At 53.9% G+C, this 23,942-nt stretch carries 23 protein-coding genes and 2 pseudogenes; 9 read left to right on the plus strand and 16 right to left on the minus strand.

Going from position 1 to position 23,942, the window contains the following annotated elements; translation table 11 throughout:
- Positions 1-84 precede the first annotated feature (84 nt).
- The 3 genes from HU736_RS07650 to HU736_RS07660 form a co-directional block, all read right to left on the minus strand.
- The gene (locus HU736_RS07650) at positions 85-2,571 is read right to left on the minus strand and encodes a TonB-dependent siderophore receptor (protein WP_186698959.1); all 2,487 of its coding nucleotides are present in this window, start codon (positions 2,569-2,571) and stop codon (positions 85-87) included.
- A gap of 117 nt (positions 2,572-2,688) precedes the next feature.
- Positions 2,689-3,648, minus strand: coding sequence for a FecR domain-containing protein (locus HU736_RS07655; RefSeq protein WP_186698957.1), 960 nt, complete (start codon positions 3,646-3,648; stop codon positions 2,689-2,691).
- The gene (locus tag HU736_RS07660) at positions 3,632-4,150 is read right to left on the minus strand and encodes a sigma-70 family RNA polymerase sigma factor (protein WP_186698955.1); all 519 of its coding nucleotides are present in this window, start codon (positions 4,148-4,150) and stop codon (positions 3,632-3,634) included. Before HU736_RS07660 ends, HU736_RS07655 begins: the two co-directional genes overlap by 17 nt.
- A 239-nt stretch (positions 4,151-4,389) precedes the next feature.
- Between HU736_RS07660 and HU736_RS07665 the strand changes: the two genes are divergently transcribed.
- Complete coding sequence (locus HU736_RS07665) at positions 4,390-5,007, plus strand: glutathione S-transferase family protein (RefSeq protein ID WP_186698953.1); 618 nt, start codon at positions 4,390-4,392, stop codon at positions 5,005-5,007.
- A 250-nt stretch (positions 5,008-5,257) separates the two neighbouring features.
- On the opposite strand, the gene HU736_RS07670 is transcribed toward HU736_RS07665, so the two are convergent.
- Positions 5,258-5,875, minus strand: a complete 618-nt coding sequence (locus HU736_RS07670) for a hypothetical protein (protein ID WP_186698951.1) — start codon at positions 5,873-5,875, stop codon at positions 5,258-5,260.
- Between the two features lie 210 nt (positions 5,876-6,085).
- Here HU736_RS07670 and HU736_RS22160 point away from each other — a divergent pair.
- Positions 6,086-6,307: pseudogene (locus tag HU736_RS22160) on the plus strand (GntT/GntP/DsdX family permease); the annotation flags it as partial.
- On the opposite strand, the gene arfB reads toward HU736_RS22160, so the two are convergent.
- Positions 6,281-6,694: an alternative ribosome rescue aminoacyl-tRNA hydrolase ArfB gene (gene arfB, locus HU736_RS07680; RefSeq protein ID WP_186698949.1), complete on the minus strand. Its 414-nt coding sequence runs from the start codon at positions 6,692-6,694 to the stop codon at positions 6,281-6,283. The pseudogene HU736_RS22160 and the gene arfB sit on opposite strands and share 27 nt — an antisense overlap.
- A gap of 244 nt (positions 6,695-6,938) precedes the next feature.
- Here arfB and HU736_RS07685 point away from each other — a divergent pair, with 244 nt between their 5' ends.
- Entirely contained in the window at positions 6,939-7,595 is a 657-nt protein-coding gene (locus HU736_RS07685; RefSeq protein ID WP_371411614.1) for a LexA family protein, read from the plus strand.
- Positions 7,596-7,905: 310 nt separating this feature from the next.
- The gene (locus HU736_RS07690; protein WP_181003807.1) at positions 7,906-8,538 is read left to right on the plus strand and encodes a polysaccharide lyase family 7 protein; all 633 of its coding nucleotides are present in this window, start codon (positions 7,906-7,908) and stop codon (positions 8,536-8,538) included.
- Between the two features lie 296 nt (positions 8,539-8,834).
- Here HU736_RS07690 and HU736_RS07695 read toward each other — a convergent pair.
- The 4 genes and pseudogenes from HU736_RS07695 to HU736_RS07710 all read right to left on the minus strand — a co-directional run.
- A pseudogene (locus tag HU736_RS07695) lies at positions 8,835-8,954 on the minus strand (Lrp/AsnC family transcriptional regulator); the annotation flags it as partial.
- A gap of 9 nt (positions 8,955-8,963) precedes the next feature.
- Complete coding sequence (locus HU736_RS07700) at positions 8,964-10,334, minus strand: pyridoxal-phosphate dependent enzyme (RefSeq protein WP_047583096.1); 1,371 nt, start codon at positions 10,332-10,334, stop codon at positions 8,964-8,966.
- Positions 10,335-10,576: 242 nt separating this feature from the next.
- Positions 10,577-10,897: a DMT family transporter gene (locus HU736_RS07705; RefSeq protein ID WP_186698947.1), complete on the minus strand. Its 321-nt coding sequence runs from the start codon at positions 10,895-10,897 to the stop codon at positions 10,577-10,579.
- 90 nt (positions 10,898-10,987) lie between these two features.
- Positions 10,988-11,674: a B3/B4 domain-containing protein gene (locus tag HU736_RS07710; protein ID WP_186698944.1), complete on the minus strand. Its 687-nt coding sequence runs from the start codon at positions 11,672-11,674 to the stop codon at positions 10,988-10,990.
- Between the two features lie 45 nt (positions 11,675-11,719).
- Here HU736_RS07710 and HU736_RS07715 point away from each other — a divergent pair, with 45 nt between their 5' ends.
- Positions 11,720-12,322, plus strand: a complete 603-nt coding sequence (locus HU736_RS07715; protein ID WP_186698942.1) for a helix-turn-helix domain-containing protein — start codon at positions 11,720-11,722, stop codon at positions 12,320-12,322.
- A 100-nt stretch (positions 12,323-12,422) separates the two neighbouring features.
- On the opposite strand, the gene HU736_RS07720 is transcribed toward HU736_RS07715, so the two are convergent.
- The 6 genes from HU736_RS07720 to HU736_RS07745 all read right to left on the minus strand — a co-directional run bounded on the left by HU736_RS07720 (position 12,423) and on the right by HU736_RS07745 (position 18,851).
- Positions 12,423-13,628, minus strand: a complete 1,206-nt coding sequence (locus HU736_RS07720; RefSeq protein ID WP_047583100.1) for a trans-sulfuration enzyme family protein — start codon at positions 13,626-13,628, stop codon at positions 12,423-12,425.
- A gap of 16 nt (positions 13,629-13,644) precedes the next feature.
- The gene (locus HU736_RS07725; RefSeq protein ID WP_186698940.1) at positions 13,645-15,198 is read right to left on the minus strand and encodes an amino acid permease; all 1,554 of its coding nucleotides are present in this window, start codon (positions 15,196-15,198) and stop codon (positions 13,645-13,647) included.
- A gap of 151 nt (positions 15,199-15,349) precedes the next feature.
- Complete coding sequence (locus tag HU736_RS07730; protein WP_186698938.1) at positions 15,350-15,730, minus strand: RidA family protein; 381 nt, start codon at positions 15,728-15,730, stop codon at positions 15,350-15,352.
- An 87-nt stretch (positions 15,731-15,817) separates the two neighbouring features.
- Complete coding sequence (locus HU736_RS07735; RefSeq protein ID WP_186698936.1) at positions 15,818-17,233, minus strand: aldehyde dehydrogenase family protein; 1,416 nt, start codon at positions 17,231-17,233, stop codon at positions 15,818-15,820.
- 2 nt (positions 17,234-17,235) lie between these two features.
- Positions 17,236-18,285, minus strand: coding sequence for a homoserine dehydrogenase (locus HU736_RS07740; protein WP_186699305.1), 1,050 nt, complete (start codon positions 18,283-18,285; stop codon positions 17,236-17,238).
- 128 nt (positions 18,286-18,413) lie between these two features.
- Entirely contained in the window at positions 18,414-18,851 is a 438-nt protein-coding gene (locus HU736_RS07745) for an Lrp/AsnC family transcriptional regulator (RefSeq protein ID WP_186698933.1), read from the minus strand.
- Positions 18,852-19,039: 188 nt separating this feature from the next.
- On the opposite strand from HU736_RS07745, the gene HU736_RS07750 reads away from it, so the two are divergent.
- The 4 genes from HU736_RS07750 (at position 19,040) to alr (ending at position 22,952) form a co-directional block, all read left to right on the plus strand.
- Entirely contained in the window at positions 19,040-19,624 is a 585-nt protein-coding gene (locus HU736_RS07750) for a DinB family protein (RefSeq protein WP_186698931.1), read from the plus strand.
- Positions 19,625-19,743: 119 nt separating this feature from the next.
- The gene (locus tag HU736_RS07755) at positions 19,744-20,643 is read left to right on the plus strand and encodes a LysR family transcriptional regulator ArgP (RefSeq protein WP_186698929.1); all 900 of its coding nucleotides are present in this window, start codon (positions 19,744-19,746) and stop codon (positions 20,641-20,643) included.
- A 116-nt stretch (positions 20,644-20,759) separates the two neighbouring features.
- Entirely contained in the window at positions 20,760-21,398 is a 639-nt protein-coding gene (locus HU736_RS07760; protein ID WP_186698927.1) for an FMN-binding negative transcriptional regulator, read from the plus strand.
- 324 nt (positions 21,399-21,722) lie between these two features.
- Positions 21,723-22,952: an alanine racemase gene (alr, locus tag HU736_RS07765; RefSeq protein WP_186698925.1), complete on the plus strand. Its 1,230-nt coding sequence runs from the start codon at positions 21,723-21,725 to the stop codon at positions 22,950-22,952.
- A gap of 286 nt (positions 22,953-23,238) precedes the next feature.
- On the opposite strand, the gene HU736_RS07770 is transcribed toward alr, so the two are convergent.
- Entirely contained in the window at positions 23,239-23,931 is a 693-nt protein-coding gene (locus HU736_RS07770) for a DoxX family membrane protein (protein WP_202883888.1), read from the minus strand.
- Positions 23,932-23,942: the final 11 nt, after the last annotated feature.

Consider the following 23,942-nt stretch of genomic DNA (forward strand, 5'->3'; position numbering starts at 1 on the left):
GCAAAGCGCGCCCAGATCCAAGCCATTGCGCTTGGATCATTGGGCAGCAGCAAAGGTTCGCAGATTTTTCGATTCGGCTCGCTGTCACCAATCGTAAGTCATTTCCACAGATGCAACCCGCTCCTGCCCGTAGTAGCAGCCAAACGCATAGTTGCAGTCCGAAATGAACTCGCGGTCAAACACGTTCTGCACGTTCAGGCTGGTACGCAAACCGCGCAGGCCGGCATCCAGCGCGCCCAGGTCGTAGCTGATGGTGGTGTCATAAACCACATAGGCGGGCACGTCGAACGAGTTGGCCGAGTCCCCTGGCTTGCGTCCGGTGTAGCGAGCGCCGGCACCGAAGGTCAGGCCAGCGAGCGTTGCCTGCGTGAAGTGATAGTCGACCCACAACGAGGCCGACACGGGCGCCGTTGCCTCACTGCGGTTGCCCTCATCGCCATAGGTGCTTTTGGTATAGAACGCGTCGATGTAGGTGGCGGCGGCCATCACATCGATATTGTCGAGACTGGACTTGGCTTCCAGTTCTATACCCCGTGCGCGCACTTCACCGCTTTGCGTCGAGTATTGCGGGTACTCGGTGTCGCCCGTCAGCACGTTCTTCTGTTTGACCTGAAACACCGACGCGGTAATCAGCGTCTTGTCGAAGGGCTGATACTTCACCCCAACTTCGTACTGCTCTCCCTCGGTTGGCGTAAAGGCTTTGCCACCGCGCTCGGGGGCGGCGGTGCCCAGGGTCGGCAGAAACGACTCGGAGTAGCTGACATAGGGCGCCAGGCCGAACTCGGTGACATACGTCAGACCGACTCGTCCGGTGAACTTGTTGTCCCGCTGCGACGCTACGGTGTGGGCGAGCAGGTCCTTGTTGTCGATTTCCGCCCAGTCCTGGCGACCACCAATGGTCAGGACCCATTGGTCGAAGCGGATCTGGTCCTGCAGGTACACGCCGGTCTGGCGTAGGGTGTTGTCCCATTGGGTGTCGAGCACCGGGGTTACGCTGGAGCTGTCGTAGTTGTTCTTGCCATACAGATCGACCGGCAACACGGTGTAGGCGTTATAGCCATCGTACTTGCGAGTGAAGTGACGATAATCGACGCCGGTCAGCAGGGTGTGCTCAAGCGCACCGGTGTTGAAGGTGTATTCCAGGTTGTTATCGATGGTGTAGGCAATGTTGTGCTGGCGCCAGTCGAGTTTGACTCGATTGGCCCGAGTCTGATCAACCACCCCGGCCGCATCGGTGACGAAGCTGCGCAGATAAAAGCCCTTGTACTGGTCACGCACGTCGGTGTAGCGTGCGGTGGAGCGGTAAGTCAGGTCGTCACTCAGGTTGTGGCTGAAGTCATAGCCAAAAATATACTGGTCACGCTTGTAGTCGTTGTATCGCGAATCACCGGAAAAGAACTCCCGCTTGATCTTCTGCCCGGTCGGGCCACGGTCCAGTGAGCCGATCCGCGGCAACGATTGATAGTCGGCCTGGCCATCGTCGCGCTGGATCTGCGCCAGCAGGGTCAACGAGGTGTCTTCGTTGGGCGTCCAGGTCAGGCTCGGTGCCAGCAACATTCGCTCGGAGTGGGTATGCGCAACCTGTTCGTTGCCTTTCTTGGCGACGCCTACCAGGCGATAGCTGAATGTCTTCTGCTCGTCGAGCGGGCCACTGGTATCGATTGCCCCGTTGACCCGGTTGTAGCTGCCCGCGCCGAGCTTGATCTGGCTGCGCTGTTCGCTGGTGGGGCGTTTGGACACCAGGTTGATCAGGCCGCCCGGCTGGTTCTGCCCGAACAACACCGATGACGGCCCTTTGAGCACTTCGATGCGCTCCAGGGTATAGGGGTCGATCTGCGGCGCACCGCCGAGGCTACCGGCATAAGGTATGTAGGCACCGTCGAAATACAGCGGCGTCGGGGCGAAGCCGCGGCTGGTGATCTCGTCGGCGATCACGTTGCGATCAGTGAAGCCGCCGGTGGTCAAGCCCGGCGTGTAGCGCAGTGCTTGGGTCAGGTTGCGCGCGCCCTGCACGGCGACCTGATCGGCCGTCACCACGTTGATCGCCTGGGGGATTTCCAGAATCGGCGTATCGGTCTTGGTCGCGGTAGCGCTGCGCGTGGCGACATAGCCGTCGACCGGTCCGTAGGCCGACTCGATGACCTCGCCGGAAATATTGGTAGCGTCCAGTTGCATGGCGGCGCCCTGCTCACGCAGCAACAGCGAGTAGCTGCCGCTGGCCAAACGAACCGCTTGCAAGCGGGTACCGGCCAGCAGCTTCTGCAGCCCGGCATCAGTGCTGTAGCGGCCGAGCAAGCCGCTGGTCTGCTGCCCGGCAGCGTGGGCCGGATCGAACGAGACCGTCACGCCGGCAGCGGCCGCGAACTGAGTGAGCGCCGACCCCAGTGCGCCGGCGGGGATATCAAAGCTACTTTCAATGTTGGTCTGAGCCGACGCCGGCTGGGCAATCAGCGCGGTGCCGACTGGCAGAGACAGCGCCATCCCCAGCAGCGCGGCGTGCACCGCACGGTTCAGGGGTTTGCCTGCAGGTTTGCTGAAGATTTCGCGCGGTTGAGGGTTGCGGGGGATCATGCGGTTTCCTTGCGCCCGGTGGCAGTAGGTGACGGCGTCTGTGTGCGCCTCTACCTACCAAGTCGAACGAGAATAAAAATCAACAACCCCTTGCGCTGGATTATTTTTCCTACGGTTTCAAGCCGGCTCGACGCGCGTCCAGTAACGGCTGAACCGACGCAGGCGCACGGGTAAGGTCGACGTCAGATTGTCGAGGATGACGTCGCTGTCACCGAGGTGGAAGGCACCTGAAATCCGCAGCTGAGCCACCGCCGACGCACACCCCAGATGGCCCGGGCGATAGCGTTGTAATTCGCTAATGAAGTCGCCCAGGGACCAGTCCTCGACAACCAGCATGCCGCGCGTCCAGGCATCCAGCTGCGACGGGGACTGCTGCAGCGTGCCGGCCTCGGTGCTGACGAAGTCCAGTTGTTGACCGGAATTGACGCGTACCGCCGAACCTATGGCGCTTGCGCAGCGCACTTCAACCGCATGCTCCTGCACACTGACCCGAGTACGCTGCGCGTCGTAGCGCACCACGAAGCGAGTACCCAGGGCGCGGATGCTGCCCGAAGGGGTATGCACGATGAAGGGTCGCGCCTGCGCGTCCGGCGCCGTCTCGATCTGGATTTCACCGCTGAGCAGTTGGATTTCACGCACGCTCGCGCTGTAGTGAATGTCCACCGCAGTGGCGGTATTGAGCACCAGCAAGCTGCCGTCATCCAGGCGCAGCCGACGCCGCTCGCCGGTAACGGTACGCTGGTCGGCCATCAAGGTTGGCAGTGGCGTCGTGCTCCAGGCCAGCGTGCCAGCCCCGCCTGCGGCCAGCAAAAGCGAAAGGACCTTGAGCACGTCGCGGCGTTTGGCCCGGGCACTGCTCAGCGTTGGCCGGCCTATGCCTGGTGTGACCTGGGCGAGCTTGTCCTGCAGTCGAGCCAGTCGCTCCCACGCCTGAACATGCCGCGGATCACGTTCCAGCCAACGCAGATGCGCTTCACGCAAGGCAGCATCGGGCGTTTCGGTGCGCAAGTCGACGTACCAGCGCGCGGCGGCCTCGAGTGTTGCGTGGTCAAGGGCTTGCTCACGCACGTTCGTCATCTGCCAGCAGCAGGCAATGAGTCAGGGCGCGCACTGCGTGTTTCTTGACCGTGTTCACCGAGATATTCAGGCGTCGGCCGATCTCGACATAGCTCAGCCCATCGAGCTGGGCCAGCAGGAAAATCTCGCGTGCGCGCCCACCCAGGCCGTCCAGCATGCGGTCGATTTCCATCAGGGTTTCGATGATCAGCGCGCGGGTTTCAGGCGAAATATCCAGCGGCTCGGGGCTGAGCGCGAGGGTTTCCAGGTAGGCCTGTTCCAGGTAGCGACGGCGGAACATGTCGATCATCAAACTGCGCGCGATGGTGCTCAGATAAGCGCGAGGCTCACGCAATTCGGTTGCCTTGCGCTGGGTGATTACCCGAATGAAGGTGTCCTGGGCGAGGTCCGCCGCGTTGTCGACACAGCCGAGGCGCTGGCGCAACCAGCCGCAAAGCCACTGGTGATGGGTCTGGTAGAGTGACTGCACGGCGTTTTGCTGGGAGTAGTCGACAGAAGACATGAGAAGCGGCCTGGCGCAGGATCTGATAATGACTCTCATTTTGGCCAAGGGGTGTTGGGATGGCAATAGCACGCAGTGGTGAGCGCATGTTTCGGCTAGGGTGATCCTCCTGCAACCGCCGGCAGCGCGACTGCAAAACCTGTTCTGTGAACATAAGCTCATCACGCGGTCAGTATGTATTCGGCAGAGCGACGGCTCTATTCATGCCCTCGCCTCCACCACGACTGAGGATCACCATCATGATCACCCTGCATCACTTGAACGAATCGCGCTCCATTCGAACGCTCTGGCTGCTGGAAGAGATGGGCGTGCCTTACAAAGCAGAGTTCTATACCCGAGATAGAGCGACCCATTTCGCCCCTGAGTCGCTGAAAGCCATTCATCCACTTGGCAAGTCCCCGGTGATCGAACTCAACGGCAAAGTGGTCGCGGAGTCAGGTGCGATTACCGAGATTCTGATCGAACGTTACGCCCCGCACCTGGCGCCGGCGAGAGACAGCGATGAGTACGTCGAGTACCTGCAATGGCTGCACTTCTCTGAAAGCTCCGCCATGCTGCCGCCGCTGCTTCAGGTGTTCATGCAGCGCGAGACGGCCGAGCTGGTTTTCCTGCCGAGCTATGCCCAGGCCGAGGGCAAGAAGATCTTCGCTTATGTGAATGACCAGCTGGAGAACAAAGACTACCTGGTGGGCGGCAAACTGAGCGGCGCCGACTTCATGATGTACTTTGTGGCTGAGCTTATTCAGCGCTTTGACCGCAAGGGTGAATACCCGAACATCGGGAAGTATCTGCTCAATCTGAAAACGCTTGAGAGCTGGAAGAAGGCGCAGGCGATCGAGGCTAGCCACTACGGATAAAAAGGTCCGTAGGATCAGCTGAGGTCGGTCCGAGGCTGTCGCCTTGAAGTGCATCCCTTTCAAGGCGTTCTGAAATTGCACATGGCTTGAGATTCTGTGGGAGCGGCCTTGTGTCGCGAAAGGGGCGCTCAGCGGCCCCAGCGATCACAAGCGAGAGAAAAGTCCAGAAAAATGCAGAGACCTTGAAAGGGATGGCCTTGAAGCGGGCATGTAAAAGCCTGACACTTCGAGACCAACAGCGCTCGTCAGCTTAGCGACTCCTTGGGTAGGCCACTTTGGCAACAAGAACGACAGAGACGTCGTACATGATGTCGCCCCCTCTTGTTGTCTTGTAAATATTACAGAGCATTCTGCCCTCGCCCGTAGGTGGGATCACTCTGATAGCATCTGGACCTGTGGTTCTTTCCAGGCTCAACGGCGCGGCTGTCAACTCTCCCGCGTAAATCTCGGCAACCACGATATTTTTGGGTGTCGTCTTCTGCGACCGTTGCCTGACTCCCTGCCCCAGCCCCCTGAGCCTTCCGGCAATCAAACGAACGCACATGTCATCCAACTGCGTCTTGAGGGGTCTGGTGTCCCTGCTGGAGGGCCATCGGACAAAATCACTCTTGACGCTCGTGACATCCTTTTTCAGCAAATTCTTACCCGCAGACGGCACGCCAGAAGCATCCGCAGCGAAAATATAGCTAACCGTCGAGGGATAAGCAGATGCCAGCCGGCGCGGATCATTCTGGGCAAGGTGCTGTTTGATGTAAGCCTGCGTATACCACCGCGCTTCAATCTTTACTCTCTTCTTGTCGGTAGCCGCGTGGGCGTTATTGACAAAGACCAATGAAAGCACTGCGATGGCAATCAAGCTGAAATTCACGAGAGATCCTTTCTGTTTGTTGTGATGTGACGCGGCCGATCCGTAGCCAACCGTGCGCCAGCAGAAGCTGAGTTACAGGGCCGCAGATTACATCAATAGGTGAAGTGTGTTCAGCTAGCGCCTGACGATTCATCGTTTGTCGCTACCGTCGGCCTGAAATCTAATCCATCGTAAACAACTAACAATAACTGCGTGGAGCAGGCCCACGCGAACCCGCAGTACAGCCCCGAGATCCTGGTGATCGCCATCGGCGCCGGCGCCATCGGCTGGACCCACGTGACGGACTCGACGTTCTGGGTTGTAAAAGAATACCTGGGGATCTGCCTCGCTGAAGCCCTCAAGCCGGTCAGTTGGTTCAATCCTGCTATAGCAAAAGCTTCAGTGGCCTTGCTCCCGCCAGCAGTACTAGAAATCCACCTTGCCCCGACCTGACTTGATGGTGCTGCGCTTGGCTTTGCCTTCGAGGCGGCGGGTCTTCGAGCCCAGGGTCGGTTTGGTCGGGCGGCGTTTCTTCTCGGTCTTGCCGGCAGCAATGATCAGCTCGGCAAGCCGCGCCAAGGCGTCGGTACGGTTCTGCTCCTGGGTGCGGTACTGCTGGCCCTTGATGATCAACACGCCGTCGCTGGTGATACGGCTGTCACGCAGCGCCAGCAGCCGCTCCTTGTAAAACTCGGGCAGCGACGAGGCACGGATGTCGAAGCGCAGGTGCACGGCGCTGGACACCTTGTTCACGTTCTGCCCACCAGCACCCTGGGCGCGGATGTAGGTCAGTTCGATGTCGCTGTCCGGCAGATGCACGTTGTTGGAGATGATCAGCATGACATGGCCCTTGTGATTGCGGCTATTATCACAGGCTCGGCGGCTCTCCCATAGCATCACATCCAGATCCGTTAATCAGTGCCGAAGCCGGCCGTCTCAGTCAGAGTCTTCGTATTCTTCCTGACTTCGATTCGGCATGTCGGCGCAGCCCCAATGAACCGCATACCCGATGATAACTCAAGCTATAGGCTACAAAAACATATGTTACTTGAAGCCCCATAACGTGTGTTTTACCCTTGACGGTATGACTAAATCCCCTGAAATGCTCAAAGATCGAATTCATCAACGCCGCACAGCCCTGGGCTTGAGCCAGCAGCAGCTCGCGGAAAGATCAGGGGTGAGCCAGGTCACCATTCAGCATCTGGAGAGTGGACGAAATGCGACCTCGAAGAAGTTGCTGGAAATCGCGAGGGCGCTCGGCGTAACCGCGGAGTGGCTGGGCTCGGGCAAAGAGGCTCCTCCAGCAAGGAGTAACGTGCAGGCGACGCACGTTCTGCCAGAGTCATACCGGTATCCGGTGATCAGCTGGGTTGCGGCAGGCGCCTGGGCCGAAGCGGTAGAACCCTTCCCGCCTGGCTACTCGGACAGGTATGAAATGTCCGATTACGACTCGAAGGGCACTGCCTTCTGGCTTGAAGTCAAAGGTGACTCCATGACCTCCCCAGTAGGCACCAGCATCACTGAAGGCATGCTTATCCTGGTAGACCCGGAGGCTGAAGCGATTTCCGGAAAGCTGGTCATCGCCAAACTTTCCGACAGCAACGAGGCCACCTTCAAGAAGCTGGTAGAGGATGGAGGCCGTCGCTTCTTGAAGCCGCTGAATCCTGCCTACCCAGTAGAGCCGTGCATGGAGGGCTGTCGCATTGTCGGCGTGGTCGTGCGCGCCATGATCAAGCTTTAAAGCGCTTACCCTGCCAAGGCCCAGCCATCGAGCTGGGCTTTTTTTTCTGATATTTCGCGGCGCCCAGTTCTCAAGCGTTGAAAACCTTCGGCACGCAAGGGTCCCCCACGCAGCGGGTTTCCATGCCAGAAATTATAACCTGTGTTATTGACATAAGGTAAACCTGGATTATCATCAATCAATAACACAAGTTATGTTCGCTTCGGTAGCCATAACGCTCTGCCCAGCCGGACGTGACCACCTTGATGCACCCAGGCCATTACATGTCTACAACGCGGCCTGGATTACTACCTTGAGCAAGGAGATCACCATGCACGCATTCGGCAACATCACCGCAAACGGCAAGGTCTATCTTTACCCAGCCGAGCTTCCCAGAGACCTGCTCTGGGTCGACCAGAACGGCCACACCAACTACTGGTGCTCGGTCCAGGCTGGCACCAGCGGCAGTTCAAAGAATCCACGCACCGAGGGACGGCAAACGCTGCCAGGCACCGCCGTGTCTTTCAACTGGCTACCGGGCAGCGCCAGGCACTCCATGTCCGGCCGGGTGCGGGTCGAGCAGGCGCCCTCCAGCGGCAAGGTCATCATCGGCCAGATCCACGCAGTCAATGCGCTCAACCCTTTTCTGATGGTGATCTGGTGGAATGGGTATGTGCGCATCGAGATCCGCGATGTGCCGCTCGGCGTAACCCGCACCCTGCTCAAGAAGCCGATGCCGCTGGGCCAAGTGTTCGATTACTGCATCCAGGTCGACGAGCGCAGCCAGCTAACTGCCACGCTCGACGAGCTCAGCGCCAGCGCGCCGGTGAACTCGAAGTGGAGCAAGTACCCGTTCTACTTCAAGGCAGGTGCTTATGTGATCGACAATAAAGGTGATGCGAGCGAGGGCGGCTGGGTAGTTTATGAGGCGCTCGACGTGATTGACGGCGTTCTGTCTGCTTGAATACAGGATTGGCGATGGGCTGTTCGAGATGCTGATCGAAAAGCTTTGTCTGCGAACCGGTCAGCCAAACGAATGTGGTCGGCAACTATCGGAAGCGCTTCCGAAATCCGCTGCTCACAAGGATATCCCCTGTACAACTTTTCCATGCTCCATAAACGCAAAAAGCCCTGACAAGTCAGGGCTTTGAATATGGCGGAAGCGTAGAGATTCGAACCCTTCTCTAAGCAGTCCCCCCGTATACCGGTGCTGGAAATCCGTCACCGCTCACCTTGAAACCGAGTCTAACCCAATGAAACCTGACGGACTGCGTTGCGCGAAAGGTTGACCTTGGTACCAAGCTCTCCATGGGCAATTTTGGCGTTGGCAGTGAGCTAAGCCAGGATCCGCTCATCCTGTGGATCGAACAGACGTTTCATACAGTATTCCTATATGCCCCGAATAAAGCTGGAAAGGCCATCGATATCTCCCTTGCTCAGCACAAGATGATCCACGGACAAGCTGGCTGCCGCAGTCACGTCACCTTTCCACATGTTCAGCTCAGCCAAAAGCTGGGAGGACTTGCTGGGAGCAAGCTGCGCCAAGGTTACCATTGGGCTCGCAATGCTCCGACGATGAAGCCGCGCTGCGAGGGCGCCCGTTGCAGTCTGCGGATCGACGGCGGTTCCCGCCTCCTTGTACAAAGTAAGCATCTCCGCCTTGACTTGCTCATCCGCAACGGCATAGGAGTCAAACAACATACGTGCCTGCAGCCACTGCTTGTTCCCAATGCTCAGTTTACCGGAGTCCTCGAAAGCAGCCATTAGGCGCTGCACGGTACTGCCGTCACGATCATAGAGCTCCCAGATAAAGCGTTCGAGGTTTGAAAAGAGTGAAAAGTCCATTGAGGGAGACAGCGAATGGCTGACCTCTTGGGTAGAGTAGCTATTCTGATTGATGAAGCGATGCAGAGAGTCATTGGTGTTGGTCGACACAATGACCTGGTTGATGGCCAGCCCCATTTTTTGGGCAATGAAGCAAGCATAGATCTCGGCAAAGCTCGCACCCGGTATGCTGAAACCAACCGGGCGCACCCCTCCCCCAAGCTGCAAAGCGCTGTGGAAAAAGAAGACGATCTGAGCCAAGACACCCACCCAGTTTGTAGAGTTGAAACTGATGGGAAGAACATCTCCCACCGGCCAAGCTCTCAGCACCTTGGAAACGAGTGTCTGGCAATCATCAAAGCTACCGCTAACCTCGATCAACTGAACATGATCCGAGCTTGAACCCATCAAACCTGCCAGGCGATCGGCAGGCACACCGTCCCGGGGATAGAGGGCCAACACCTTCACATTGTGCACATCCCTGAATGCTTCGATAGCTGCAAGCCCCGTATCACCATTGGTCGCCCCGATAACGACTGCCTGGCTGGGGGGAGTCAGGAAATGAGTAACAAGCCGAGACTGGAGTTGGGCTGCGAAATCCTTCGACGCCTGAGTCGGCCCGTGATGCAACTGCAAAACCCATTCATTTGGGCCAATCTGTTGAAGAGGAGCTACCGCTCGATGGTCAAAGCCTTGGTAGCAGTCTTTCAGCATTCTCTTCAAGGCAACACCTTCAATTTCCCCGCCAACAAACGGGGAAATCACACGAAACGCGAGCTCATCAAAGGGAAGCCATGACCAGCTGGCAATTTCTTCGCTATGAAAACGTGGGAGGTTCTCTGGCACGTAGAGCCCTCCATCAGATGCTATACCCGAGAGAATGACGCTACGAAAATTGGCAGGCTCAGCAGAACCACGAGTGCTTACGTAGTCCATATTTACTCCAAATAGTAATTAAGCGACCATCCTGTGCTGCTAGAAAATTCATCAAGCAGCCCTAAAAAGCACTTTATGCATGCAGCATCAGCAATTGAATAAGACAAATCGCATTATTTTATGGTCAAAATGCTCAGGGAAGAGCTTTTTGCTCGCACAACCTCTGGAATCCAAACGTGCTTACACATTATGAGATGAAAAAAGACCGCTCAATGGCGGCCTTTTGGGTCACTTCATGAAGCTCATACTGCAGACGAAAACTTCATAAGCACCAAGCCACCGATGATCATAATGGCAGCGATAATTCTGAGGGTGCCAGCGGGCTCGCCGAGAAATGCAATGCCTACTGCAAACGCTCCAATGGCACCAATCCCAGTCCAGATAGTGTAAGCGGTACCCAAGGGCAAACTTTTCATGGAATACGAAAGCAGAATAAAGCTGGCGACAACAGTAATGATAGTTACAACTGACGCTCCGACCTTAGTGAAGCCTTCTGACTGCTTCATCGAAAAGGCCCACACGACCTCAAGTATCCCTGCAATAATCAAACTGAACCAAGCCATCGACGGCTCCATTAAGAAGCCGGGTCGTCCCGGCAAGATTAACCCAATTATAAGGGGTCGTCCCCTGGGCACTAGAGTCCTGAACTCAAATCAAACTTCAACGAGCTCACTAGTAATGACAGCATCTGGCATCATTTTCGACAAGCCAGTGACGAGATCATCTGCTGCTGCGTTCAGCGCCTCGATCGGCATTTGAGGTAGACTTTCAAGGATGAACCACATCTGCTTTGCATTTGCATCCAAACGGGTTCGTACACCTTGGCGCCAGTTCCAACGACGGCAGGTCACACCCTGATCGTCGCGCCAAATAACCTCACCAGCATCCGGTGGTTCATTCGCAAGCTCGCCACTTTTCATAGTGTCAAACTCTTCACTGCCATCAGCAATGGTCAACCGTGGCATGCCAACGTAGGCAGCGAAATTCTCGCCACCCACTGGAATGGCATATTGAATACTGATTGCATTGTAAAGGTCGACAACCGGATCAATCGTTGGAAGTTTCCCGTCTTTCTTGACCCGCTTTAGAAGCGCCTCAGCAGAGCATGGGGTACGCTGCGGCTTTACACCAAACTTACGGAAAGCGTCCCCCCAAGCAGCGAGGTGAGCATCAGCCCAATGTGCGGTGCCTGCCTCAACGACCTGGTACGCACGCTCCATCGCTTCAGCGGCTACACCAGGATTGACGATAGGGGCCGCCTCTACAACAACGCTGACGGCTCGAAAACCAGGAGTGAGCTCGGCAATCCTTGGGTCAATTGACGGATGTACAGAAAGCATCAGAGAATCTCCTAAACTGACCAATTTAGAGCATTTTACTGACCGATGACCATAAAAGTCAATATATCGACCGACCCAGAAACCCATGTCCAACAGGTCAGCGAGGCAGTCGCCAAGCGGCTTAGGGAGGTACGCAAGCAGCAGAAAATCTCTCTTGATGAGCTTGCCCGTCGCTCAGGCGTCAGCAAGGGAATGGTAGTGGAGATTGAAAACTGCAAAGCCAACCCAAGTATCGGCATCCTCTGCAAGATATCAGCAGCGCTTGGATTGTCCGTCGCTGATGTCGTGAATGTGGCAAGCACCCCCACGGCCCGCCTTATTGAGGCGCAGGAGATCCCAACGCTCTGGAATGGGCCTGAAGGTGGCACAGCCCGCTTACTCGCAGGCACCAGCGGGCCCAACATGATTGAGCTGTGGAAGTGGGAAATTAAACCTGGTGAAATTTTCGAGTCCGGCGGCCATCCCACTGGCACCTTTGAGCTGTTTCATGTTGAACAAGGTACATTGACTCTGGAGATCAGCGAGACGACGCTTATCATTGAGCAGGGGTGCTCAGCAATTGCGAAAACAGATGCTCCCCATCGGTACATTAACAATGGAAATAAGACCGTCATTTTCGCCATGACCGTAGCCGAGCTACACCAGTAACTTTTTTCAAGTAAAAAAAGCCTCCCAGGTAGGGAGGCAAAGAGGGTTACCTACGAAGATCAGTGATTCGGGAGATTGCATGAGGTCTCCCGAATGCATTTCAGTTACTGAAAGTCTCGTCCAGGGCTGCCGAAATATCCTTGATCAGGTCGTCAGCATCTTCGAGACCAATAGAAAGACGCAGGTGACCATACTCAAGGAACTCTTTTGGATAGTGCTCGGAGCCACCACGGGCTTCAGGGCCCACGTGAACGATGAGTGATTCATCGTGGCCGATGGAAACGGCTGAAGTGATGACCCTAAGCTTCGCAACGAAGCGATTCTGCTTGTCAGAGCTGCCTTTGACAGCAAACGCCATCACACCACCGAACCCTTTACCTTCGAACTGACGACGGGCCAGTTCGTGCTGAGGGTGAGAAGGCAGGCCCGGGTAGTAGACGTAGGCAATCCGATCATCGGAATCCAGGAACGCAGCCACCTTCTCAGCCGTAGCGAGATGCTGACGGATACGCAGAGGCAGGGTCACTGAGCCACGCATGATCAGCCAGGCATTGAATGGGGAAATGACAGCGCCCAAGTCAACCAAGGCGTCATGCTTGATCTTGCCGATCAGTTCTTTGCTGCCGATCACAACACCACCCATGGCGTCACCATGACCGTTGATGTACTTGGTCAAAGAGTGAACAACCAGATCAGCCCCTTTGCTCAAGGCGTGGAAGAACGGTGGCGGGGTGAAGGTTGCGTCAACCGACAGCAGAGCGCCATGCGCTTTAGCAATTTCTGCCAAGCCTTCGATATCAGCGACCTTGGTGGTCGGGTTCCCGATGGACTCAGTGTGGATCAGCTTGGTGTTAGGCTTCATTGCCTTACGTACCGCGTCCAAATCCCCCATGTTGACGAAGGTTGCTTGAATGCCATAGCGCTCAGGAAGCAGCTCTGCGAACAAACGCCACACCGCTTCATAGGTCACGTCGCCGACAACAATGTGATCTCCACTTTTCAGAAAGGTGAAGAACACGGAGTGCAGTGCAGCAACGCCGGTCGCAAACGCAGCTGCAGCCTCACCACCCTCGATAGCTGCGAGCTTTTTCTCCAGGCACACCTGGTTGTGGCCTGCGTTACGGGTGTAGACCAACCCATCTGGGCTCGACCAGTCCATATCTTCCGGGTCATCAGGAAGACGATAAGAGTTTGCCATAACCAGCGGGGTGCGCACGGCGCCGGTGGTGACATCCATAACGTTGCCACCATGAACTGCCTGGCTGCTAACGCCCAACGTGGCCAGGTTTTCTTTATCAGGACGCATCTTAATACCCTCTTACTTATTGAACTTCTTTTAATGTGGGCTTAACAGCCAACTGTTCGTTTGCTTCAGCAGCAGCGTTTGAGACCAACTCCTGATTTTCATCGAATTTCAATTTACCGTTTGCGATCCCGTAAACTCGACCTCGAACAACATACCAGCCAATTACAAGAACCGCTGCATAGAAGGGAATAGACGCTGCGGAGTACGTACCCACTGGATAGTCGCAAGCAATCAAAATGAAGATCAGAACGAAAAATGCCAGGGTTGCATAACCGCTATAAGGCGCAAACATCATCCTGAATTTGGGCCGTTCGATAAGGCCTTGCTGGGAAAGCTTGAAGAGCTTGAGCTGGCACAGAATAATCACTCCCCATGCACCAAGCATCAAAATAGCCGTCAACGACATAGCAATTTCAAAAGCCTGACCAGGGAGAAATGCGTTCATTGCAACGCCAACCAAGGAGGCAATTGTCGTGAACATAATCCCTGCAAACGGAACCCCATTGCTGTTCATTTTCACAAGGAATGGCGGCGCAGAGCCTGTTACAGCAAGCGAGCGAAGAATACGTCCAGTGGTATAAATCCCAGCATTGAGAGATGAAATGGCAGCAGTGAACAACACCATATTCATGATTGCATCAGCACCGCGCACCCCAATGGCACCGAAGAAGGTCACCAGTGGACTCACTCCTGGGATGTAAGAGGAACTCGGCATAAGCAACGAAAGCAGCAATATAGTGCCAACATAGAAAACAACAATACGGAAGACAACTGCGCGAATGGCTTTAGGCATGACCTTTTCAACATCTTGGGCCTCCCCTGCTGCTGTGCCAACAAGTTCAATACTGCCGTAAGCGAACACTACGCCTTGTATCAAAATTACAGCCGGCATCACACCATAAGGGAACCACCCCCCATGATCTGAAATCAACTGAAATCCAGGAACATGGCCATCGATGGGTGTACCGAAGATAACCATGTACACACCCACGCAGAGGAATGTAACCAGGGCTGCTACTTTAAAAAAGGCAAACCAGAACTCCAGCTCGCCAAAAATCTTGACTGACACCAGGTTAATACCAGTAATAATCGCTAGCACACCCAGTGCGGAGGCCCATTGTGGGACATCTTCAAGGAATGGGACATACGCCTTGAAGAAATTGAGGTAAAGCGCCGTCGCAGTGAGCTCAGCAATCGCAACCGTTACCCAGTTTGTCCAGTACATCCAACCCGCGGCATAAGCCAGTTTTTCACCATAGAACTCTCGGGCATAGGACACGAATGACCCGGTGGACGGCCTGTGAAGAACCAACTCACCAAGAGCGCGAATGATGAACCACGCAAAAACACCGCACACAGCGAATGCAAAAACAAGTGAAGGGCCGGCCTCAGAAAGTCGAGCACCTGCACCTAGGAATAAACCGCTGCCAATCGCCCCACCAATGGCGATCATCTGTATTTGACGAGCTCGCAACGTCTTTTTGTAACCGACGTCTTCCGCACCAACATACTTAACCCGGCTTGCACGCTCATTAGCTGGGCCAGCAGACACACTCTCTTTAAAGCTCATACGCCAACACCTTGTTATTTTATTACGGCAAGGTGCAAGTCATACACACCTTACATACGCAGCATATTCACATCGAAAAGTCATCAACCCGCACACTCCAAGCCAGGTAGACCTGGATGTAGCCAGCAGACAATCTATAACCGCACGACAGTTAGTGAGAATCGCCAATAAAAGCTTGAACTTCTATCTCAACATCCACACCCAGTACCAGCTCAGAAACAACCGTCGAGCGCGCAGGCAGATTTGTGCCGAAGAATTCTTTATAGACTTCATTCAAGCCATCAAAATGACTCAAATCTGACAACCATACTGTTGCCTTGACGACCTGATCAAAACTGGACCCAGCCGCAGCCAAGGTTTCACCAATGCGCAGGCACACAGCTTTGGTCTGAGCCCTGATGTCACCCTTTATGAGATCACCAGATGCGCTAACCGGAATCTGCCCTGAAAGGAATAAAAAACCACCCGCCTTCGCTGCCCTGGAAAGAGGGAGTGGTGCCTGGCTAGGGTATCGTTGAATAAGGTTGCTCATTATCGCTCCCCTGATCTTGGATAAGGGGCACGGATGCCCCTCCTTTACTACCTGACGAAAAACCGGCCCCTGAAGTGTCTTCAGTCGTTACTCACTGGGCCCGTTCAGGCAAATGACCTTAGGCTGGGTCATATCTTCGTAGGCGAAGCGCACACCCTCACGCCCCATGCTGCCGTACTTGAAGCCACCAAATGGCATTGCATCGAAACGGTAGTCAGACGAATCGTTGATCATCACACCACCCGCCTCAAGCAGCTTTGCTGCCTTCATAGCGGTGTTCAGATTGCTGGTGAAAATGCCAGCGTGCAGGCTGTACTCTGGCTCGTTGGCGAGCGCCAGAGCATCTTCGAGCGTGCTGATCTCCTGCAGAATAACGATGGGGCTGAACACCTCTTCCTGCCAGACCTTACACTCAAAGCTCACGTCTTCCAGGACGGTTGGATAGAACAGTGTGCCCTCCCGCTTGTTACCAAGCAGAACCTTGGCCCCCTTGCTGACAGCTTCCTGTACAGAATCCTCTGCACGTTTGGCCGCTGCCTCAGAGATCATTGGGCCGACGTCCGTCGCCTCGTTTGACTGATTCCCTACTACCAAAGCGCGGGACTGCTCGACGAACTTCTCTTTGAAGATCTGATAGATCTTGCTGTCGATCAGAATCCGCTGGGTACCAATGCAATTCTGCCCTGCCGCCCAGTACGCGCCCGAAACGCACGACTCGACGGTGGATTCAAGTTCGCAGTCGGCCATGACGATCACTGGCGCATTACCACCAAGATCCATCGCAATCTTCTTGAGGCCGGCAGTCTTGGTAATCTGCTCGCCTGTAGCAAAACCACCTGTGAAGGAGATCATCCGTACAGCGCGGTGGGCAACCAACGCCTTACCCAGTTCAGCGTCACCGGTAGCCACCGAAACAACTTCAGTAGGCAACCCAGCCTTGTTCAGGTAACTCACCAGCTTGACGGCGGACAGCGGAGCGAGCTCGGAAGGCTTCAGCACCACTGAGTTGCCGCCGGCGATGGCCGGGCCCAGCTTATGAGCAACCAGGTTCAGCGGGTCGTTATAAGGGGTGATAGCCAAGATCACACCCAGAGGCTCGCGAGTGAACCACCCTTGGCGAGATTCAGAACCAACATAAGAGTCGAATGGAATCACCTCTCCGGCGTTACGCTTGGCCTCTTCAGCTGAAAGCTTGAGCGTGTTTACACAGCGGAGAACTTCCTTGCGCGCTTGGCGAATTGTTTTACCAGACTCCGCTGAAATGAGTTTCGCGAAATCATCCTTGTCCTTCTCCACCAGTGCAGCTGCGTGCTCCAGAATACGAGAGCGGTCAGCGCGAGAAAGGTTGCGAGCGGTCACAGCACCGTGCTTGGCAGCATCGATCACCAAGTGAGCAGAAGTGGCAGGAACCTTGGCTACCTCACCAATCACAGAACCATCAAACGGGTTGAATACTGTGATCTCTTCGTAATCTGTGGACAGAGCCAGACTCAAGCTATTCATATTCAGATCGCCTGTTTGGTTTTGTTCTTGTGGATGCTGATGATGTCGGACAGCAGTGCGTAGGCAGTTTCAATACGGCCAGCACCAGCACCTACAACAGTGACCGGGCCCAGCAGGTTGGTTTCGAAGCTGACAGCGTTTGTGGCGCCACTTACTCCAGCCAATGCATCAGAGTTGGGGAGGAGTTGCGGGCTGACCGAGGCAATTACAGTACCTGCCGAGGTACGCTGAGCGCTGCCGATGAGCTTCCAGCGGGAGTCATTGCGGGCCGCGTTTTGAATGTCTGCAGCAGTAATATTCGAGATGCCCTCACAGCACACATCGCTCGGGGTCAGCTGCGCGCCCAGCAGCTCATTGGCCAGAATGACGACCTTCAGACGGACATCGTGACCTTCAACGTCAGCAGTTGGGTCTGCTTCGGCATAGCCCAGCTCCTGAGCCTTCGATAAGGCATCGCTGAAGTCGAGACCGGCTTGCATGCTGCTGAGAATGAAGTTGGAGGTGCCGTTCAAAATGCCCTTGAAGCCAGTGATTTCCGAACCGGCCAATGTTTCCTGGGCCAGACGGATCACTGGAGTACCGCTCATCACGGCACCTTCAAACTCAAAGGCTGCACCATTCGTCGCAGCCAGCTTCTTGAGCGCAGTCGAGTGGAGAGCCACTGGGCCTTTGTTAGTAGTCACAACGCTAAGGCCCTTTTCCAGAGCCCAGCGACAGAATGTGGTTGCTGGCTCACCATCAACCGGATTGGTGAATGTGGCCTCAGCAACAATATCTGCACCGGAAAAACGAATGACCGTCTCGTTGGCCGGCTCAGCGCTACCATTTTCCAGAGCTGCAAAGGCGCCTTTGGCTACAGGCACCGCTACCAATTTTTTGGGATCCAGGCCGTCCTTACCAATCACCGAACCCAAGAAAATGTCGCTAACGCCAACGATTTTCAGCGTAAAGCCAAGCTCGGCAGCCCACAGTTCATTCTTCTCGGCTACCAGTTGGGCCAGAGCACGGTTCACACCACCGAAACCCAGCAAAGCAATTTTGTATTCAGTCACAGCAACGGCCTCATATTGTTGTTTACCACGGGAGGAAATCGTAAGCCGCAACCCTGCTTTACCAAATATGCCAAACAGACCGTTTTTGCTAGCAAAATGCTCGCGTCGCATGTCGGTTTGCCTGTTACCTATTTTGTATGGGACAACACAAAGGAAGTCACAGTGTTCACCACGCCAGGGAGACTGGAAATATCAGTCCACACCTTATTTATTCTATCTGGAGAACAAGCTTCGACAGTCAGAACAATATCAAGATCGCCACTCATAACATTGCACGCAACCACTTCAGGGATTGCAGCCACAGAGCGCACCACCTCCGCTCCTCTCATGCGATCCTGTCGGTAAACAAACACGAGCGCTCGTATCGGAGGGTGCTCTGAAGTGGCAGACCCCTTTACTATGGTATACCCTTTTATATATCCATCTCGTTCCAATCGCTCAATCCGAAGCCTGACAGCGTTTCTAGAAAGGTTAACTTTCATCGCAATATCATTGTGAGCTAAACGCGAATTCCTAGTAAGTTCCTCGATGATCCTTTCATCGATTTTGTCCAAAGTGCGTTTCATCGCCACCTCCGGATCGCGCAAAGCAATCACACACACGTAAATTATTGTTTGAGCCCCGCACCTAGACACCCTCAGACTCGATCGAAGCAAGCTTGCTTTCCGGTTAAGGATTGGCCCGCCCTGGGAGCTTAGAGGCAGCCGCAGAACCCACTGCGCAGTGTTTTTTCACCAAGCGCCACCACAGCTTCGTGCCATCGACCGAAAAAGTCAATATACTGACCGCCGCCTCACCTTCCAGCATTTGCCCGGACGGCAAAGCCACCCAGTCCCGTGAGAGCGGAGGAGAAAAAATGACTGCTGCAGGCGTTTTCCACTCGTTATTTCAATACAAAGCTTGGTCTGAATCCGAGCTGTTCAAAATTTTGGCAGAGTCGCCTAATACATTCACTGCACCCCACCAGTCGGAGGCGCTCTGGCATCTCGCTCACATCAACATCGTGGACAACCTTTTCATTGGGCGGTTGCTCGGCGATGCCATGCCGTGTGACTCGACTACAACAGAAGAGCCGCAGCGTTTATCTGACCTGTCATTGAAATTCACAGAAGCAAACAATTGGTTTGTCAACTACACCAAAGCGGCCACTGAAGCTGATCTGGAGGAAAGGTTAATTTTTGTGTTTGCAGATGGTAAGCCTGGAAATATGAACAAGTCAGAAATGTTGAGCCATGTTTTATCCCACGGCCTGCTGCATCGTGGAATGGTTAGCGGCCTACTACCCTTTGCCGCCGCAGAGGGCTGGCATGATCACTTTTCTACATTCTTGAAGAGCTGATTCAGGTTCCAGTGCTGCTCCATACCGGGGCACCCGTACTATACGAACCAAGACGTATAAGCTGAAACAAAGACGACTTGACCAGCACTCCTGACAATTAGCAAAGCGGAATACTGATTATGAAGATCGATAATTTGCAGCTTACCGCTTTTTCATCAGTGATTCGGGAGGGCAGCTTTGAGGGCGCGGCTAGAAAACTGCACATAACTGCCTCCGCGATCAGCCAGAGAATCAAGCAGTTAGAAGACAGGGTTGGACAGGTATTAATCATGCGAGGCTCGCCCTGCAAAGCTACTCCAGCAGGAATCACGCTATTGAAGTTTACCGAAAAAATCGACTTTCTTGAAAACGAATTAAACCAAGACCTGGGCCTTCTCGATAATGGATTTCACAACCAGACCAGGATTCCCATCGCAGTAAATGCCGACTCCCTTGATACTTGGTTCATAGATGTTGTGGAATGGGTTAAAAATCAGTCAAACCTAACTTTCGACATCCGAATTGAAGACCAAGATCACTCACAGGCTTTACTTCGAGACGGCAATGTAGTCGCTGCCGTGAGTGGAAGCCACACTGCCGCACCAGGTTGCCAGGTAGAACACCTCGGAAAAATGCGCTATATCGCGCTAGCGTCAAGATGCTTTCATAATAAGCATTTCTCTGCTGGTTTGAGTACAGAGACGCTCTCCAAAGCGCCCCTGCTAGCATTCAACCACAAAGACGAAATCCAACACTCTTTCATGAGATTAATTTTAAACATAGATCTCGCCCCACCCGTTAATTACCTCCCCACCTTTCACAGTTTTTTTGAAGCGCTTGAACGTGGACTGGGCTGGGGAATGGCACCAGCGGTAGTGGCCACGACACTTATTGACTCTAAATTGCTAGTCAATATTGCCCCGAACCACTATGTAGATATCCCCCTTTACTGGCATCGATGGCGCTGTAACTCAAAGAATCTTGAGCTCTTGACTGCAGCCGTGCGCAAGCACGCCATGAGAAGCTTGCTTCCCTCTTAGGGCGCTTGCTGAACGCTGTTAGCAGCCCCGTGGCTGCCTGGAGCCCCCCCTGCGCTCACGCTTGCAAGCCACCTCAGATCATGTCAACCAAGCCCTTCTTATTAGAGACTGTAGACATGTATGTACCACGTCACTTCATGGAAGATCGAAAGGAAATTCTGCACAAGCTAATCATTGAAAATCCGTTTGGAACATTAGTTTCAAACGGACAATCAGGACTTGACGCCAACCACCTACCATTCGAGCTCGAGCCAAACATAGGCGAACTGGGAACACTGATGGCTCACGTATCGAAAAACAACCCTCTCCTAAACGACATAACCGCTCTGGATCAAGTACTAGTTGTATTCCAGGCGGGCAACGCTTACATCTCCCCCACCTGGCTACCCAGTAAAAAAGACTCCGAGCGTCAGGTGCCGACATGGAACTATTTGGTTGCTCACGCAAAAGGCCGTATAACATTTCACAACGATGAAGTCCATGTGCGCAAAATGGTTGCCCGACTAACAAAGCGCCATGAAGCGTCTATGGATAGCCCCTGGAAGATGTCCGACGCACCCAAAGACTATATAAGCGAGCTGTTGACCCACATCGTTTCCATCGAAATAGAAATCACCAGCCTGTTAGGAAAATCCAAACTTAACCAAGACGATGGGGCAACAGACATGATTGGGGCGGGGTCTGCGTTGATAGCGCAGGGCGAGCAAAAAATCGGAGTAGCGATGCTGGCAGCAGCAAAAAATCTCAAAGATTGATAGTCATCAGCAATCTAATCAGTCTCACGAACCACCTTAAACAATTAAAGCCATCACCACAAAATAAGCTTGCCGACGCCCTACACCCTGCTACTCGGGTAAGTAAAATTAGAGCACCATTAGAAAATCTAACCTGACCCTTTACACATCCTCCTCTAATTAGTGATAAAACGAAGAAGTCACGAGCAGCGCTTAACTGCCTTTCTATTCCCCCTAATGAAACTGCACTAGCAAATGCAGAGGGAGGTAGCACTTGAGCGTAATCGGCACCCGGCAGCCCAACAACAAAGATTGACTAAGCAGTTCGCCCACGGAGAGATTCATATGCCATTCCGTCGTTCACTTCTCGCTATATCTTTAGGCCTCGCCTTTTGCCAAGCCCCTGTTTGGGCGGCGCCCCCGCTTAGCCTTCACAATGGCAGCGCTAACCTTACCATCCAAGCGAGCAACGCTTGGGTAGAAGTTAACAAATCCGCATTCGAGCACAACATAAGAACCCTCCAGTCTACCTTGGAAGGGAAATCCAAGATTTGCGCGGTTCTTAAGGCTGACGCCTACGGACACGGTATCGGACTCGTGATGCCTTCGATTATTGCAATGCACGTACCCTGCGTCGCCGTTGCAAGCAACGAGGAGGCTAGAGTGGTGCGAGAAAGTGGATTCACCGGTGATCTGGTACGTGTCCGAACTGCGTCAATCGGTGAAATTCAGGATGCACTGAAGTACAACATTGAGGAGCTCATTGGGAATGCCCAATTAGCAAAAGAGGCTGGGGCCATTGCTGCACAGACGGGGAAAAAACTTAAGATACACGTCGCACTTAATGCAGGCGGCATGAGCCGTAATGGGTTTGAGCTCAAAAGCGAGCAAGGCCGTCAAGATGCTTTGAGCCTCACACATGATAAGAACCTCGAAATCGTGGCGATTATGACTCATTACGCTGTTGAGGATCGAGCAGATGTGATGAAGGGCTTAGAGGATTTTAAGAAGCAGTCGACCTGGCTCATTGAGAATGGGAAACTCGAGAGAAGCAAGATCACACTACACACTGCGAATTCGTTCGCCACCCTTGAAGTACCTGAAGCTCGCCTGGATATGGTCAGACCCGGCGGGGCACTTTTTGGTGACACTGTCCCCTCGCATACCGAATATAAACGAGTTATGGAATTCAAGTCTCGTGTAGCGTCAGTTAACCCTTACCCCGCAGGAAACACGGTTGGCTACGATCGAACACTGACGTTGAAGCGCGACTCGAAGCTGGCCAATTTACCAGTCGGGTACTCCGACGGCTATCGCCGAGCCTTCACCAATAAAGGTTTCGTGCTTATAGATGGTCATCGCGTCCCTGTAGTCGGCAAGGTTTCAATGAATACCCTGATGATAGATGTCACAGTCTTCCCTGACATCAAAGAAGGGGACGAAGTAGTGCTGTTTGGAAAACAGGGTGAGGCAGAAATTTCACAAGCTGAAATGGAGGATATAAACGGCGCACTGCTGGCTGATTTGTACACCGTCTGGGGAAACTCAAATCCTAAGGTGTTGGTAGAAAAATAAAACACTCTCATAATACAAAAACAAAATCCCTGAGCTCCTGCAGCCTGCAGTAACTCGGGGATTTTCATTAATGACTCTGTTAGGACATGGTCAATCGTCTGATACTTGCCTTGACGACAGTCGGCATATAGACTTTACGCCTCCCCTCCACCTAATGTTGTACGAGATCCATTTGTCACTTATAACAACAGACCGGATTAAGCCTTTGGCAATACACATGATTCTCTTTGACCCACAACCAGTGACTTACTGGCCTGCCATTCGGTCAGTGCGATGGAAATTAGCGTCATCGTCCAGAATATGGGTATTCCCATCCTCCACCGGTGTTACTGAACAACCAGCCATTTCCTGAATGCGCCCAGGTTGCACCAAGCAATACTGGAACTGCCGAAACCGCAGCAATATGGGGCTCAATCTTAAAGATAAGCATAGCACCGGTGATGATCTCAACCAGGAGTATCACCCAAGCCAGAAATCCAGGAAGCCCAATGGATTCAAAGAAAGCCACGGTTCCGCTCATGGTAAACACGAACACTTTAAGATAAAGCGAGTGCACAGGAGACGCTACAGTAAGCATAAGCTTTCCGTTCGTATCATCCCGATAAGGCTCGGTTAACTCAGTCCTACTCTTTAATGCTGCTGACTTGTACCAGGGGCGCGTACGCGGGTCATACTTTCCAAAGTACGTAAATGCGAATACTGAGTTCAAGACCGACTGATCAAGAACAGCCAACTGCTTGCCCGCCTCCTCAGATGAAGCAAGTAACCCCTGCAAACTATCGAGCAACAGCAATCTGCCAGACATCCATTGTGAAATGCCACTGGCAGTTGATTGACTCAGGCCCGAAAGCTTTGCTTCAATGCCCCGATACAACGCATCATGTTGGAGGGTGTCGTTATACACCGCAAAACTCGTAAAAGAAGTAGCGACTACTAACGCAGCGGAAATTATAATCTTGTGCGAGAACATGAGTTTCATTGACGACCACC

Origin of the sequence: Pseudomonas shirazensis (assembly GCF_014268785.2) — a bacterium.
Classification (GTDB): domain Bacteria; phylum Pseudomonadota; class Gammaproteobacteria; order Pseudomonadales; family Pseudomonadaceae; genus Aquipseudomonas; species Aquipseudomonas shirazensis.